This is a genomic window from Clostridium sp. 1001271B_151109_B4, assembly GCF_015670405.1.
In the GTDB taxonomy this organism is placed as follows: Bacteria; Bacillota; Clostridia; order Clostridiales; family Clostridiaceae; genus Clostridium.
In genome coordinates this window covers 22,905-37,889 of sequence record NZ_JADPBQ010000007.1, presented here as the reverse complement: position 1 = coordinate 37,889, position 14,985 = coordinate 22,905, and the positions used below count along the sequence as shown (strand labels likewise).

The 14,985-nt window shown below is 30.9% G+C and carries 12 protein-coding genes and 1 pseudogene; 12 read left to right on the top strand and 1 reads right to left on the bottom strand.

Translation table 11 applies throughout. The annotated features are described in order from the left end of the window. Positions 1–241: 241 nt before the first annotated feature. From I4V63_RS06555 to I4V63_RS06500, 12 genes and pseudogenes are all read left to right on the top strand, one after another. Positions 242–3,988: a phosphoribosylformylglycinamidine synthase gene (locus tag I4V63_RS06555; RefSeq protein ID WP_196000495.1), complete on the top strand. Its 3,747-nt coding sequence runs from the start codon at positions 242–244 to the stop codon at positions 3,986–3,988. Positions 3,989–4,119: 131 nt separating this feature from the next. Continuing rightward, complete coding sequence (gene purE / locus I4V63_RS06550; RefSeq protein ID WP_196000494.1) at positions 4,120–4,599, top strand: 5-(carboxyamino)imidazole ribonucleotide mutase; 480 nt, start codon at positions 4,120–4,122, stop codon at positions 4,597–4,599. Next, positions 4,599–5,303 carry a phosphoribosylaminoimidazolesuccinocarboxamide synthase gene (gene purC, locus I4V63_RS06545; protein ID WP_196000493.1) on the top strand — a complete coding sequence of 235 codons (705 nt, stop codon included), beginning with the start codon at positions 4,599–4,601 and terminating at the stop codon, positions 5,301–5,303. Before purE ends, purC begins: the two co-directional genes overlap by 1 nt. 157 nt (positions 5,304–5,460) lie before the next feature. Continuing rightward, on the top strand, positions 5,461–6,876 hold the full coding sequence (gene purF / locus I4V63_RS06540; RefSeq protein ID WP_196000492.1) for an amidophosphoribosyltransferase: 1,416 nt from the start codon (positions 5,461–5,463) through the stop codon (positions 6,874–6,876). Positions 6,877–6,885: 9 nt separating this feature from the next. Beyond that, a complete protein-coding gene (gene purM / locus I4V63_RS06535) occupies positions 6,886–7,887 on the top strand; it encodes a phosphoribosylformylglycinamidine cyclo-ligase (protein WP_196000491.1) in 1,002 nt (333 codons plus the stop codon). Continuing rightward, complete coding sequence (gene purN / locus I4V63_RS06530; RefSeq protein ID WP_196000490.1) at positions 7,875–8,477, top strand: phosphoribosylglycinamide formyltransferase; 603 nt, start codon at positions 7,875–7,877, stop codon at positions 8,475–8,477. The genes purM and purN overlap by 13 nt, the downstream gene beginning before the upstream one ends. A gap of 13 nt (positions 8,478–8,490) precedes the next feature. After that, complete coding sequence (gene purH / locus I4V63_RS06525) at positions 8,491–9,996, top strand: bifunctional phosphoribosylaminoimidazolecarboxamide formyltransferase/IMP cyclohydrolase (RefSeq protein ID WP_196000489.1); 1,506 nt, start codon at positions 8,491–8,493, stop codon at positions 9,994–9,996. Between the two features lie 357 nt (positions 9,997–10,353). Then, positions 10,354–11,592 (top strand): phosphoribosylamine--glycine ligase, encoded by a 1,239-nt coding sequence (gene purD, locus I4V63_RS06520; protein ID WP_196000488.1) that lies wholly within the window; start codon positions 10,354–10,356, stop codon positions 11,590–11,592. Between the two features lie 132 nt (positions 11,593–11,724). Then, positions 11,725–11,913: pseudogene (locus I4V63_RS06515) on the top strand (GyrI-like domain-containing protein); the annotation flags it as partial. 142 nt (positions 11,914–12,055) lie between these two features. Continuing rightward, positions 12,056–12,958 (top strand): YafY family protein, encoded by a 903-nt coding sequence (locus I4V63_RS06510; protein WP_196000487.1) that lies wholly within the window; start codon positions 12,056–12,058, stop codon positions 12,956–12,958. A 66-nt stretch (positions 12,959–13,024) separates the two neighbouring features. Next, positions 13,025–13,465, top strand: a complete 441-nt coding sequence (locus I4V63_RS06505) for a GyrI-like domain-containing protein (protein WP_196000486.1) — start codon at positions 13,025–13,027, stop codon at positions 13,463–13,465. A 23-nt stretch (positions 13,466–13,488) separates the two neighbouring features. Continuing rightward, positions 13,489–14,361 carry a radical SAM protein gene (locus I4V63_RS06500; protein ID WP_196000485.1) on the top strand — a complete coding sequence of 291 codons (873 nt, stop codon included), beginning with the start codon at positions 13,489–13,491 and terminating at the stop codon, positions 14,359–14,361. 146 nt (positions 14,362–14,507) lie between these two features. On the opposite strand, the gene I4V63_RS06495 is transcribed toward I4V63_RS06500, so the two are convergent. Beyond that, positions 14,508–14,879 carry a hypothetical protein gene (locus I4V63_RS06495; protein WP_196000484.1) on the bottom strand — a complete coding sequence of 124 codons (372 nt, stop codon included), beginning with the start codon at positions 14,877–14,879 and terminating at the stop codon, positions 14,508–14,510. Positions 14,880–14,985: the final 106 nt, after the last annotated feature.

Here is a 14,985-nt window from a genome sequence, read left to right as displayed (position 1 = left end):
TAATAATGTTAATACAGTAAAAGTTTATTTTGAGATATAAAATTGATAAATAGTCAATAAAACGAATTTAAAATATTAAAAGTTAATTAAAGTTCGGATATATGACGAAAAATATGTTAAATAATATTTCACAATGTTGACAAATATAAATCGAATTGGTAATATTTAATTAACACGAAGAATATAAATAAAAAATGTAATAATGTTCGTGTTTTGAAATTTATGTATGTGGAGGTATAGAATGTTAGGGTTTAAATGCATTTTTGTAGAAAAAAAAGATGGTTTTAATGTTGAAGCTAAAAGCCTTATGGAAGATTTTAAAAGTAATTTAAGAATAGAGAATCTTCAAGCTGTAAGAGTGGTAAATAAGTATATATTAGGTGAAATGAAAGAGGAATACTACAAAAAGTCTTTATATACAATATTTGCTGAAAAGACAGTGGATAATTTATATGAAGGAAATCTTCCTATAAACGATGATGAAATAGCATTTGCTGTAGAATTTTTACCAGGACAATATGATCAAAGAGCCGATTCAGCATCAGAATGTATTGGATTATTAGGATCTGAAGAAAGAGTTGAAGTAAAATCAGCTAAAGTTATAGTTTTAAAAGGTAACTTAACTAAAGAAGATATAGAAAAAATTAAGACTTACTATATAAATCCTGTAGATTCTAGAGAGGTAGCAATAGATAATATTGAGCTTTCTTCAAAATTAGCAGAACCTAACGATGTAGAAATACTTCATGATTTTGTTAGCAAAGATAGAAAAGCAATAGAAGACTTCCACAAAGAATTAGGACTAGCAATGAGTGTTGAAGACTTATTGATGATAAGGGATTACTTTAAAGAGGAAGAAAGAATTCCAACTATTACTGAAATAAAAGTAATTGATACTTATTGGTCAGATCACTGTAGACATACAACATTTAGTACTGCAATTGAAGATGTAACTTTTGAAATTGGTGAATTAAATAATGCAGTGCAAAAATCATATGAAGCATATTTAAAATCAAGGGATTTTGTTTATGGAGAAACTGATAGAGACGAAACATTAATGGATATAGCAGTTATTACTATGAAGGAAATGAGAAAAAGAGGAATGCTTGATGACCTAGATATCTCAGAAGAAATAAATGCTTGTTCAATAAAAGTTAACATAGAAACAGATAAGGGTAATGAAGAGTACCTAGTGATGTTTAAAAATGAAACACATAATCACCCCACTGAAATTGAACCTTTTGGTGGAGCAGCAACTTGTTTAGGAGGTGCCATAAGGGACCCACTATCAGGTAGAACATATGTATATCAAGCAATGAGAGTTACTGGTGCAGCAGATCCAACATTACCAGTAGAGAATACTATAAAAGGTAAATTACCACAAAGAACAATTACTTTAGGAGCGGCTCATGGCTATAGCTCATATGGTAACCAAATTGGTTTAGCAACTGGACAAGTTTCAGAAGTATATCATCCAAACTATGTTGCTAAAAGAATGGAAGTTGGTGCAGTTATAGCAGCAGCACCAAAAGAAAATGTAATAAGAGAAGAACCACAAGCTGGTGATATAGTAATTCTTCTTGGAGGAAGAACTGGAAGAGATGGTGTTGGGGGAGCGACAGGTTCATCAAAGGAACATACTGAAGACTCAATAAATGAATGTGGAGCAGAAGTTCAAAAAGGTAATGCACCAACAGAAAGAAAAATTCAAAGATTATTTAGAAATGCTGAAATAGCTCAAATGATTAAAAGATGTAATGATTTTGGAGCTGGGGGAGTTTCAGTAGCAATTGGAGAATTAACTAGAGGGTTAGATATCAATTTAGATAGAGTACCTAAAAAATATGAAGGTTTAGATGGAACTGAAATTGCAATTTCTGAATCACAAGAAAGAATGGCTGTAGTAGTTAATAAGGAAAATGTAGATAGATTTATAGAGTTAGCTAAAGTAGAAAACTTAGAAGCGGTTGTTGTTGCAGAAGTTACAGATACTGAAAGATTAAGAATGTATTGGAGAGGTAAAGAAATAGTTAACTTAAAGAGAAGCTTCTTAGATACAAATGGAGCAAGACAAGTAACTAATGTAGAAGTTAAGTTACCAGGAGAATATCCTTTAACAGTTGGAGATGTAAATGTTAAAGAAGAGTGGTTAAATAACTTAACAAAATTAAATGTTGCTTCACAAAAAGGATTAGTTGAAAGATTTGACTCTACTATTGGTGGAGGAACAGTTCTTATGCCATATGGTGGTAGGGATGCAAATACAGAACAAGAAGCAATGGTTGCTAAGATTCCAGTATTAAATGGGGTAAGTGAAGAGGCTACAATAATGAGTTATGGATTAAATCCAGATTTAGGAGTATGGAGTCCATATCATATGGCATACTACTCAATAATAGAAGCAGTTACAAAGCTTGCAGCTGTAGGTGGGGATTACAGAAAGGCAAGATTGACCCTTCAAGAGTATTTTGAAAAATTAGGAAAGAGTCCAGAAAGATGGGGTAAACCATTTGCAGCACTACTTGGTGCATACCAAGCACAAATAGATTTAGGAATACCTGCAATTGGTGGTAAAGACTCAATGTCTGGAAGTTTTGGAGACATAGATGTACCTCCAACATTAGTAGCTTTTGCTGTTGGAGTAGAAAAGGCAAAGAATATAATTAGTGCAGAACTTAAAGAAGTTGGTTCAAAATTAGTATTCTTAATGGCAGAAAGAAATGAAGATTACACATTAAAGGTAGAAGGATATAAAAAGAATTTAGAGAAGTTACATGAGCTTATTTTAGAAGGTAAAGTAATATCAGCTTCAAGCGTTAAGTTTGGTGGAGTGTCTGAAACACTTTCAAAGATGGCTTTCGGAAATAAAATTGGGGTTAAATTCTTTAATCTAACTAAGGAAGAATTATTCGGATTAAACTATGGAAGTTTAGTTTTAGAAGTAAAGTCTGATGTAAATGTAGATGAAGAGTTTAAAGGATGCGCTTACAAGGCAATAGGATGCACAATTAAAGATGAATTAATAGTTTCACAACAATATGATTTAAATTTAAAATTAAATATTTTAGAAGAAACTTATGAAAAGAAATTATCAAAGGTATTTAAGATTAAAACTACTGATAAAAATGAGTCAGTTAAGGAGGTCTTATACAATGAATCAAATCTTAAATCACCTATTATAAAGGTTGCTAAACCAAAGGTAATAATTCCAGTATTCCCAGGAACAAACTGCGAATATGATTGTGAAAGAGCATTTAGAAATGCTGGAGCAAAAACAGAAACTTTAGTATTTAGAAATTACTCTAAAGAAGCTTTTGCAGAGTCAATTGAAAACTTAGAAAAGCAAATTAGAGAAAGTCAAATAATAATGTTACCTGGTGGATTCTCAGCTGGAGACGAACCAGATGGCTCAGGTAAATTCATATCAACAGTATTTAGAAACGAAAGAATTAAAGATGCAGTTATGGATTTATTAAAGAATAGAGATGGATTAATGTTAGGTATTTGTAACGGCTTCCAAGCATTAATTAAGTTAGGATTAGTACCTTATGGTGAAATAGTTGATATTGAAGAAGATATGGCAACATTAACTTATAACGAAATTAATAGGCATATGAGTTCAATAATTAAGACTAAGATTGTTTCTAAGAAATCACCATGGTTTAGTGGAGTAGAATTAGGAGATATTCATAACGTTGCAATTTCTCATGGAGAGGGTAGATTTGTTGCTCCAGAAAAATTATTAAAACAATTAGTTGAAAATGGACAAGTAGCAACTCAATATGTTGATAATAAAGGAAATATAGCATTAGATATGCCATTTAATCCAAATGGGTCAATCTTAGGAATAGAAGGTATAACAAGTCCAGATGGTAGGGTTTTAGGGAAAATGGGACACTCTGAAAGAATTGGAGAAAACCTATATAAAAACGTACCAGGAAACTTTGATCAAAAGATTTTCGAATCGGGAGTTAAGTATTTTAAATAAAATTTAAAATAGTTAATAGTTAAGAGTTAATAGTTAAGGAATAAAGTCAGCGTAACTGATTTTAGAAACTCCTTAGGGAGTTTCTACCTAAACTATTAACTAAAACTAACTAAAAAAAGGTGGTTTAAAAAATGAAGGTAGCAATATTTTTCGGATCTAAATCTGATACGGAAATAATGAGAGGAGCAGCTAACTGCTTAAAGGAATTTGGAGTTGAGTATAAAGCATTTGTTTTATCAGCTCACAGAGTTCCGGAAAAGTTAGAGGAAACTTTAAGAGAATGTGAAGCACAAGGATGTGAAGTTGTAATAGCAGGTGCAGGACTTGCAGCACACTTGCCTGGAGTAATAGCTTCTCAAACAACAATGCCAGTTATAGGGGTTCCTTGTAAAGGCGCTATTGAAGGGTTAGATGCATTATTTTCAATAGTACAAATGCCAAAAGCTATTCCAGTTGCAACAGTTGGAATAAATAATGCTTATAATGCTGGAATGCTTGCAGTACAAATGTTAGCAGTGGGAAATAAAGAATTAAAAGCTAAATTAGTTGAATATAGAAAAGAAATGAAAGAAAAATTTATAGCTGAAAATGGTGAAGGAGTGGATTTATAATGGAAAAATTAGAAATGATGTACGAAGGTAAGGCAAAGAAAATATATGCTACAGATAAGGCTGATGAAGTAATAGTATTTTACAAAGATGATGCAACAGCTTTTAACGGAGAAAAGAAGGGTCAGATCGAAGATAAGGGTGTTTTAAACAATGCAATTACTTCAATGTTATTTGAAATGTTAAACAACAAAGGAGTTCCAACTCACTTTATTGAAAAGTTAAATGATAGAGAACAATTATGTAAAAAGGTTGAAATAGTACCACTAGAAGTGATTGTAAGAAATGTTGCAGCTGGTTCAATGGCTAAGAGATTAGGATTAGAAGAAGGAACAGAACTTAAAACAACAGTATTTGAATTATCATATAAAGATGATTCACTAGGAGATCCATTAATAAATGATTATCATGCAGTTGGTATAGGAGCAACAACTTTTGAAGAATTAGAAAAGATTTATTCTTTAACAGCAAAAATAAATGATATTTTAAAGGATATGTTCTTAAAATCTAACATAAGATTAATAGATTTCAAATTAGAGTTTGGTAGATATAACGGAGATATAGTTTTAGCAGATGAGATTTCGCCAGATACTTGCAGATTCTGGGATGCAACTACTGGAGAAAAATTAGATAAAGACAGATTCAGAAGAGATCTTGGAAATGTTAAAGATGCATATGTTGAAATCTTAAAGAGAATACAAGAATAGCTTAGATAGTTTCAATTTACAAGTGGTAAGTGGTGAGTTGAGGAATAAAGTTGATTCAAATCAGCTTTAGGAAAAATAAATTTTAAGAAACTGCGATAGCAGTTTCTACCTAAAACTATCAACTACTAACTATTAACTAATTAACGGGGGTAGGAGTATGAATCTAAAGTTGGACAATATTATAATGGATCCAAGTAATGATAAATTTAAAGATGAATGTGGAGTATTTGGTATTTATTCTAATAATCCATTAGATGTTGCTTCAGTAACATATTACGGTCTATATGCACTTCAACATAGAGGACAAGAAAGTGCTGGTATAGCTGTTGCAAATGGTGAAGATATAAATATTAAAAAAGGAATGGGGCTTATAACAGAAGCATTTTCTCAAGATGATATAGATAGTTTAAAGGGATTTGCTGCTATTGGACATGTTAGATATTCAACAAGTGGTGATACTAGAATAGAAAATGCACAGCCATTATTAAGCCAAACAAAGTTAGGACCAATAGCTATGGCTCATAATGGAACTTTAGTTAATGCAGATGTTATTAGAGAGTTATTAGAAGATGGAGGACATATATTCCATACATCAATTGACTCAGAAGTAATTGCTAATTTAATTGCAAGAGGCGCTAAAAAAGGTGTTGAAAGAGCTGTATTAGATGCTATTCAAGCTGTTAGAGGATCATTTGCAATGGTTATATTAACTGAAAATAAGCTTATTGGTGTAAGAGATCCACATGGAATAAGACCTCTTAGTTTAGGAAAAATTGAAGAAGGCTATGTATTAACTTCAGAAAGCTGTGCTTTAGATGCAATTGGTGCAGAGTTAGTTAGAGATATTGAGCCAGGTGAAATTGTGGTAATTGATGAAAATGGAATAAATTCATATAGATATTCTGAAAATACTCAATGTCAAACTTGTGCTTTTGAGTATATATATTTTGCTAGACCAGATTCTATAATCGATGGATTAGATGTTCATGAATCAAGGGTTAGAGCTGGAGAACAATTATATAAAGAATTCCCAATAGATGCAGATGTAGTTATTGCAGTACCAGATTCAGGTATACCAGCAGCAATAGGGTATGCTAAAGCATCAGGAGTTCCTTATGATACTGGATTTGTAAAAAATAGATATGTAGGAAGAACATTTATTACACCATCTCAAGAAGTTAGAGAAAGAGCTGTAGCAGTTAAGTTAAATCCTTTAAAGGTAAATATTAAAGATAAGAGAGTTATTCTTATAGATGATTCTATAGTAAGGGGAACAACTTCAAAGCATTTAGTAGAATCATTAAGAAGAGCAGGAGCTAAAGAAGTTCACTTCTTAGTAGCATCTCCAGTTGTTCAATATCCATGTTACTTTGGAATTGATACTCCTTATAGAAAAGACCTTATAGGAGCTAATCATTCTATAGAAGAAATGAGAGAAATAATCGGTTGTGATTCTTTAGGATATTTATCAATGGATGGTATGTACAAGTGCTTTAATGCAAATCAAGGGTATTGTGTAGGATGTTTCAATGGAATATATCCAGTTGCGACACCAATAGAAACTGAAAGGTAGGTAATTTAAATGATAACTTATAAAGAGGCTGGAGTTAATATAGAAGAAGGTTATAAGTCAGTAAAGCTTATAAAAGAATATGCACAAAGAACAATGAGTGAATATGTTTTAAATGGTCTTGGAAGTTTTGCTGGAATGGTTGAATTACCAGAAGGTTATAAGAAGCCAGTTTTAGTTTCTGGTACAGACGGTGTTGGAACTAAGCTTGAATTAGCATTCAAAACTAAGAAATATGATACAGTTGGAATTGACTGTGTAGCTATGTGTGTAAATGATATTTTATGTCATGGAGCAAAGCCATTATTCTTCTTAGATTACATTGCTTGTGGAAAGCTTGAAGCAGAAGTAGCCGCTGACTTAGTTAAAGGCGTTTCTGATGGATGTGTTATGTCAGATTGTGCTTTAGTTGGTGGAGAAACTGCTGAAATGCCAGGTTTCTATAAAGAAGGAGAATATGATATTGCAGGATTTGCAGTAGGTATTGTAGATAAAGATAAAATAATAAATGGAAAAAATATTAAACCAGGAGACAAGCTAATTGGTATTGCTTCTTCAGGAGTACATTCAAATGGCTTCTCTTTAGTTAGAAAATTATATACAGATTTAAATGAAGAATTTAATGGAGAAGAAGTTTGGAAAACATTAATTACTCCAACTAAGATATATGTTAAACCAATATTAAACTTAATAGAAAAGTTTGAGATTAAAGGTATGTCTCACATAACAGGTGGAGGATTTATTGAAAATGTTCCAAGAATGTTTAATGGTTCTGAACTAACTGCAGAAATAAGAAAAGATAGTTATCCATTACCTGCAATATTCGAAGATATGATTAATAAAGGTGTAAGCAGAGATCATATGTATAATACATTTAATATGGGCATTGGTTTTGTATTATGTGTTGATGAAAAAGATGTTGATGCTGTTATTAAAGAACTTATTGAATTAGGTGAAAAGGCTTATGAAATTGGGATTGTAACAGCTGGAGGTGAAGGAGTTTGCTTAAAGTAGCAGTACTTGTATCTGGTGGAGGGTCAAACCTCCAATCAATTTTAGATTATGAACAAGATTCTTTTAAAGTTGAAATGGTTATTGGAAGTAAAGATGGTATTTATGGTTTAGAAAGAGCTAAAAATGCAGGAGTTCCAAGTTATGTTGTTTCAAGAAAAGAATATGGAAATGAAGTTTCAAATAAAATATTAGAATTAACTAAAGGTAAAGTTGATTTAATAGTACTAGCTGGTTACCTTTCAATATTAGATGGGGAAATATTAAAAGTATTTAAGGATAGAATAGTGAACATTCATCCTTCATTAATTCCAAGTTTTTGTGGGGATAAAATGTATGGAATGCATGTACATAATGCGGTAAGAGCTTCTGGGGTAAGAGTTACTGGATGTACAGTTCACTTTGTAAATGAAGAAGTAGATGGTGGGGCAATCATACTTCAAGAAGCAGTTCCTGTATACTTTGAGGATACGGCTGATGATATACAAAAAAGAGTATTAGTAGAAGAGCATAAATTATTACCTAGAGCTATTGAGTTAATTAGCAACGGTAAGATAGAAATTATAGACGGTAGAGTAAATATTTTAAAATAGGGAGGATTTTTACATGATTAAAAGAGCATTAATTAGTGTATTTGATAAAACTGGTATCTTAGATTTTTCTAAGTTTTTAGCGGAAAATGGAGTTGAGGTTATTTCAACTGGAGGTACTTATAAGCACTTAAAAGATAATGGATTAGCAGTAACAGAAGTTAATGAAGTTACTAATTTCCCAGAAATGCTAGATGGAAGAGTTAAGACTCTTCATCCAATCATTCATGCAGGAATACTTGCTATAAGAGATAATGAAGAACATATGAATACAATTAAAGAAAGAAATATTGAAACTATAGATATGGTTATAGTTAATTTATATCCTTTCTTTGAAAAGGTAAGAGAAGATTTAAGCTTTGAAGAAAAGGTTGAATTCATTGATATCGGTGGGCCAACAATGCTTAGAGCAGCAGCTAAGAACTTCCAAGATGTTGTTGTTATTTCAGAAGCTTCTGATTATGAAGCTGTAATGGCTGAAATTAAGGAAAATGGAGATGTTAGCTATAAGTTAAGAAAGAAATTAGCTGGGAAGGTATTTAACTTAATGAGTGCTTACGATGCTGCAATTTCTAACTTTATGCTTGCGGATGAAGAAGAATATCCAGAATACTTGTCTGTTTCATATAAGAAAAAACAAAGCTTAAGATATGGTGAAAATCCACACCAAAGTGCTGCATACTATGTTTCTACTGAATTTGAGGGTGGAATGAATGATTATGAAATATTAAATGGTAAAGAATTATCTTACAATAATATTAAGGATTTAGATATAGCATGGAAGGTTGCAAATGAATTTGATGAAGCTGCATGCTGTGCTCTTAAACATAATACTCCATGTGGTGTTGCAATAGGTGAGACTCCATACGAAGCTTACACTAAAGCATACGATGTTGATCCAACTTCAATATTTGGTGGTATAGTTGCATTTAATAGAAAGTTAGACAAGGCTACAGCAGAAGAAATGGTTAAGATTTTCTTAGAAGTAATTGCAGCTCCAGGATTTGATGAAGATGCATTAGAAGTATTAAAATCTAAGAAGAACTTAAGAGTTTTAAAATGCAATGTTAAGCCATGTGATGAAAAATTCATGGTAACAGTTGATGGTGGAATATTAGTTCAAGAAGAAGATAGACAATTAGTTGATGAAATAAAAGTTGTTACTGAAAAAGCACCAACTGAAGAAGAAATGAAAGATTTATTATTTGGTATGAAGGTTGTTAAGTATGTTAAATCTAATGCTATAGTAACAGTTAATAATGGTGTTGCTGTAGGAATTGGTGGAGGACAAGTTAATAGAATTTGGCCAACAATGGATGCTTTAAGAAGAGGTGAGGGAGCTACAATTTTAGCTTCAGATGCATTCTTCCCATTTAGAGATATTGTTGATGAATGTTCTAAGTATGGAATTAAAGCAATAATTCAACCAGGTGGTTCTATGAGGGATCAAGAATCAATTGATGCTTGCAATGAACATGGAATTGCAATGGTTATGACAGGAATCAGACACTTTAAACACTAAGAGTGTCAAAAATAAATATATTACTTCCGTGAATTAGTATAACTTCGCTAAGAATTTATATCTATGATTCCAAGGAAATAGCTAAAGTTTCGAATGTTATTGACGTTCTTCTAAACTTCTTAACGCTATTTCCTCTACATCATAGATTAAATTCTAAAGCTTGTTATAATATTCACTACAGTAATATATTTATTTTTTGTTTTATTTGTGTTTAAAGATATTCGTAAAAAACAACTAAAAGGTAATCTATTTTTTTATAATTAATGTTTAAATAAATAAAAAACAAATAGTTAATGTTTTACTACATTGTTTTTTTATTAATTGAAATTTATCGAGAAAATAAGTGAGGTATTTTGTATGAAAGTTTTATTAGTTGGTTCTGGTGGGAGAGAACATGCTATTGCTTGGAAATTAGCTAAGAGTGAAAAGGTTAGTAAGATATTTGTAGCACCTGGTAATGGTGGAACTGCAACTACAAATAAATGTGAAAATATTAATATTACTGATATAGATGAATTAGTAGTGTTTGCAAAAGAAAATAGTATAGGTTTAACTTTTGTTGGACCAGAAGATCCATTAACAAAAGGTATAACAGATAAATTTAAAGCAGCAGGATTAAGATGCTTTGGACCAGATGCAGCAGGTGCTCAATTAGAAGGAAGTAAATCTTTCTCTAAAGATTTCATGAAAAAATATGGAGTTAAAACTGCTGAATATGGTAACTTTACAAGCTGTGCTGAAGCTAAGTCTTACTTAGAAAAATGTGAATATCCAATAGTTATTAAAGCAGATGGATTAGCAGCAGGTAAAGGTGTTGTAATTGCAGAAACTAAAGAAGAAGCTATGAAAACAATTGATGATTTCATGATTTCAGACATATTTAAGGGTGCAGGTCAAAAGGTTGTTATTGAAGAATTCCTTGATGGGGTAGAAGCGTCAATACTTTCAATTACTGATGGTAACACTTTAATACCTTTCATTTCAGGAAAAGACCATAAGCAAATATTTGATGGAGATAAGGGACCAAATACTGGGGGAATGGGAGTTTTAGCACCAAATCCATTTGTTACAGAAGATGTAATGAAGGACTTTCAAGAAAATATAGTAGCTAATACTTTAAGAGGAATTCAAGAAGAAGGATTTGATTTTAAGGGAATTATTTTCTTCGGATTAATGATAACTAAAAAGGGGACTTATCTTTTAGAGTATAATGTAAGAATGGGTGATCCTGAAACTCAATCTGTATTAACTTTAATGGAAAGTGATTTAGTTGATTTAGTTGAAGCTGCTTTAGATAGCAGATTAGATGAAGTAGAAGTTAAGTGGTATGATGGAGCTTGCGTTAATGTTGTTTTAGCTTCTAGGGGATATCCAGGAACTTTTGAAAAGGGATTTGAAATCACTATCGATGAAAGCATTAAGGATAAGGTGTTCTTAGCTGGAGCTCAATTGGTTGATGGAGTTTTAAGAACTAGTGGGGGAAGAGTTTTATCTGTTGTTGGAAGAGGTAGAACTGTTCAGGAGGCTAGGGAAGAAGCTTATGGATTGACTGAGAAAGTTGACTTTGAAGGAAAGTATTTTAGAAGAGATATATAGTATATTATTAATTAATGAGGGGCTTCAGAAATTGAAGTTCCTTTTTATTTTCAAAAAGGATTTGCAATGTTAAGTGGTTACTCTTTAAGTGAGTACATTAGGAGAAGAAAACTCGCACTTGCCGGCAGTTATGGAGAAATGCCATCATCAATTCAAGAAGTTAACAAAAAAATATTTTCAGAGTGGTTACCAAACTGTATAGACTATGAGATTGCTGGAGGGTATAATATAGAAATATATAGTGATCCAAGTGAGTATGAAAAAGGGAATTTTGATGAAAACTACTATTCTGAAGTTTGGATTCCAGTAAAGAAAAAGTAGTTTAAAGAATAATAAATTACAGTGATATAAAAGTAATAAGCCGTATGTGAAAGCATATGGCTTTATTTAAATTAATAAAAGTTAAGTTTGTTTTAATATAGAATTATAAAATGTAATACAATGGATGAGAGGAAAAAGAATTATGCAGGTAAATAGGTTATTTGAAATTATATATATTCTCTTAGAAAAGAAGATAGTAACAGCAAAGGAATTAGCAGAAAGATTTGAAGTATCACAAAGAACTATTTATAGAGATATTGAAACTCTTTCTACAGCAGGAATTCCAGTTTATATGAGTAAAGGAAAAGGTGGAGGTATATCCATATTACCAGAGTTTATATTAAATAAGGCTGTATTAACGGAAGAAGAAAAGTCAGAAATATTATCATCAATAAGGGCAGTTAATGCTGTAAGTCTTAATGATAAGGAGCGGGAAAAGGTTCTTAGGAAGTTAAATAATATATTAGGTGAAAATGACACAGATTGGATAGAGGTTGATTTTTCAAACTGGGGTAATGCAGAAAGAGAAAAGGAAACTTTTAATAACCTTAAATCTGCAATATTGAGTAAAAGAATAGTTAAATTTGATTATATGAGTGGGAAAGGGGAAAATATTAATAGAGAAGTATACCCATTAAAATTATACTTTAAGGGTCAAAGCTGGTATATGTATGGCTATTGTAAAATAAGAGAAAATTATAGATTTTTTAAATTAAGAAGGATAAAAGATTTATGCATTTCTAAAGAAACTTTCAATCTTAAAGCGCCTGAAACTATAATGGGAGAAGATAATATTTATGAAGGTGAATTTGTAACTTTAAAGATGAGGATTTCTTCTAAAATGGCATATAGGGTATATGATGAATTTGAAAATTTTAAGCAGTTAGAGGATGGAAGCTTTATTGCAGAAATTAAATATCCAAAAGGTGAATGGATTTTTAGTTATATATCTTCATTTGGAGAAGAATGTGAAGTTTTAGAGCCAGAGGAAATAAGAAAAGAAGTAAAAGATAAAATTAAAAAAATGCTTTTAAATTATTCTTAATATGACATATTGTTGTCATATTAATCTCAGTATAATAAGCTTATCAAATATATGGAGGTTATGAATATGAATTATAAAATTGTAAATTTAGAAGAAAAAATAGTAGTAGGAGTTAGTGATGTTACAAGTAATGACGATCCTAAGATGGGGCAAGTTATTGGAGAGCTTTGGGAAAAGTTATATCAAGGTGGAGTTAATGAATTAATAAGGAATAAAGTAAATGAATATGCAATAGGACTTTATTCTGATTACGAAAATAATAAATATTGTGTTACGGTAGGCAATGAGGTATCTAGGGTTGAAAATGAAAGCTTTACAATAAAGAAGATTCCAGCAGGAAAATATGCTAAGTTTTCTATAGAAGGGCATATGCAAAAGGCTGTTGCAGAGGCTTGGAGTAAGATTTGGCAAATGGATTTAGATAGAAGTTATAAAGCTGATTTTGAAGAATATTTAAATGCAGATTATGATAATGCTAAAATTGATATTTATATTTCATTAAAGTAATTAAGGAAGGAAGTTACAGGTATATGCATGAGGTAATAGCAAAAGGAATACTATCCGGTAATAATGGAATGAATATTTATAGGGGATGTACTCATGGATGTATATATTGTGATGCACGAAGTCTTTGTTATGGAATGAATCATATTTTTGAAAATATAGAAGTTAAAATTAATGGACCACAGTTATTAGAGGAGATACTTAAGAAAAAAAGAAAAAAGTGTATTATTGGAACAGGTGCAATGAGTGATCCATATATTCAATTAGAAGAAAAGCTTCAAAATACAAGAAAGTGTTTGGAGATAATTGAAAAGCATGGATTTGGATTAGCAATACAAACTAAATCTAACAGAATATTAAGAGATTTGGACTTGTTAAAAAGTATAAATAATAAAGCAAAGTGTGTTGTACAAATGACATTAACAACCTATGATGAAGATTTATGCAAAATAATTGAACCTAATGTTTCTACTACTAAAGAACGTTTTGAAGTGTTAAAGATAATGAGGGATAATGGTATTCCTACAGTTGTTTGGTTAACGCCTATTTTACCTTATATAAATGACACTGAAGAGAATATAAGAGGAATATTAAATTACTGTATAGAGGCTAAAGTTAAAGGAATTATAGTATTTGGCATTGGATTAACATTAAGAGATGGAAATAGAGAGTATTATTATAAAAACTTAGATAGGCATTTTAAGGGGTTAAAAGAAAAATATATAAGTAAATATGGTAATAGTTATGAAGTAGTAAGTGAAAATCATGAAAGATTAATGAAGATTATTAAAGAAACTTGTAAGAAAAATAATATTATTTGTGGAGTAGAAGAGGTTTTTAAATATATGAAAACTTTTGAAGAAAAAAATAGTGAAGTTCAAGTAAGTTTTGATATATAGTTTTAGTTGCAATGGCAAAAGTGTTGTAGATTTTTTTAGCTGACTCATTTATAATTATTATTAATTCAAAGGTAATAAAATATTTTAATATAGAAATAGATAAAGCTATTAGGAATAAATGCCCTAATAGCTTTTTATTTGGTTGCTTAATTTGCAAAATCAGTAAGGTTACCAATATCAAAGTTACCATTACCAGAAAGACCGTTAATTAGCCCAGCAATGTTAGAGTTGGAATTAGAAAGCATATTAGAACTAAAGTTGTTATTATTAAAACTAGTGTTGTTAGATCTCCTATCATTACACCAACCAGTATTAAATCCACTACAGCGATATATATTATTATAGTCTCCGAAAAAGCTGCCTGGACCAAAGCCACCGCCACCAAATATTAATAAAATTGCTAGTATATAAAAACATGAGCCACCAAATCCAGATATACCATTGCCATATCCTCCACAAGGGTTACAGCAGTTGTTATTACAACAATATGATTCGGTATTACAATAATGTCTTGACATGTATCTCATCTCCTATCATTAGATTGTATAATATATAATATTTAGAAAGTAAGAGTTTGTTTAAAGTATATAAAATTATTTTTTATATAGAACATAGTAGTAGAAA

Bases quoted from the DNA above. Each gene is read 5' to 3' on its own strand.
- purE (WP_196000494.1), top strand. From the start codon at position 4,120: ATGAAGGTAGCAATATTTTTCGGATCTAAATCTGATACGGAAATAATG.
- I4V63_RS06555 (WP_196000495.1), top strand. From the start codon at position 242: ATGTTAGGGTTTAAATGCATTTTTGTAGAAAAAAAAGATGGTTTTAAT.
- I4V63_RS06495 (WP_196000484.1), bottom strand. From the start codon at position 14,879: ATGTCAAGACATTATTGTAATACCGAATCATATTGTTGTAATAACAAC.
- purM (WP_196000491.1), top strand. From the start codon at position 6,886: ATGATAACTTATAAAGAGGCTGGAGTTAATATAGAAGAAGGTTATAAG.
- purD (WP_196000488.1), top strand. From the start codon at position 10,354: ATGAAAGTTTTATTAGTTGGTTCTGGTGGGAGAGAACATGCTATTGCT.
- I4V63_RS06500 (WP_196000485.1), top strand. From the start codon at position 13,489: ATGCATGAGGTAATAGCAAAAGGAATACTATCCGGTAATAATGGAATG.
- I4V63_RS06505 (WP_196000486.1), top strand. From the start codon at position 13,025: ATGAATTATAAAATTGTAAATTTAGAAGAAAAAATAGTAGTAGGAGTT.
- I4V63_RS06510 (WP_196000487.1), top strand. From the start codon at position 12,056: ATGCAGGTAAATAGGTTATTTGAAATTATATATATTCTCTTAGAAAAG.
- purC (WP_196000493.1), top strand. From the start codon at position 4,599: ATGGAAAAATTAGAAATGATGTACGAAGGTAAGGCAAAGAAAATATAT.
- purH (WP_196000489.1), top strand. From the start codon at position 8,491: ATGATTAAAAGAGCATTAATTAGTGTATTTGATAAAACTGGTATCTTA.
- purF (WP_196000492.1), top strand. From the start codon at position 5,461: ATGAATCTAAAGTTGGACAATATTATAATGGATCCAAGTAATGATAAA.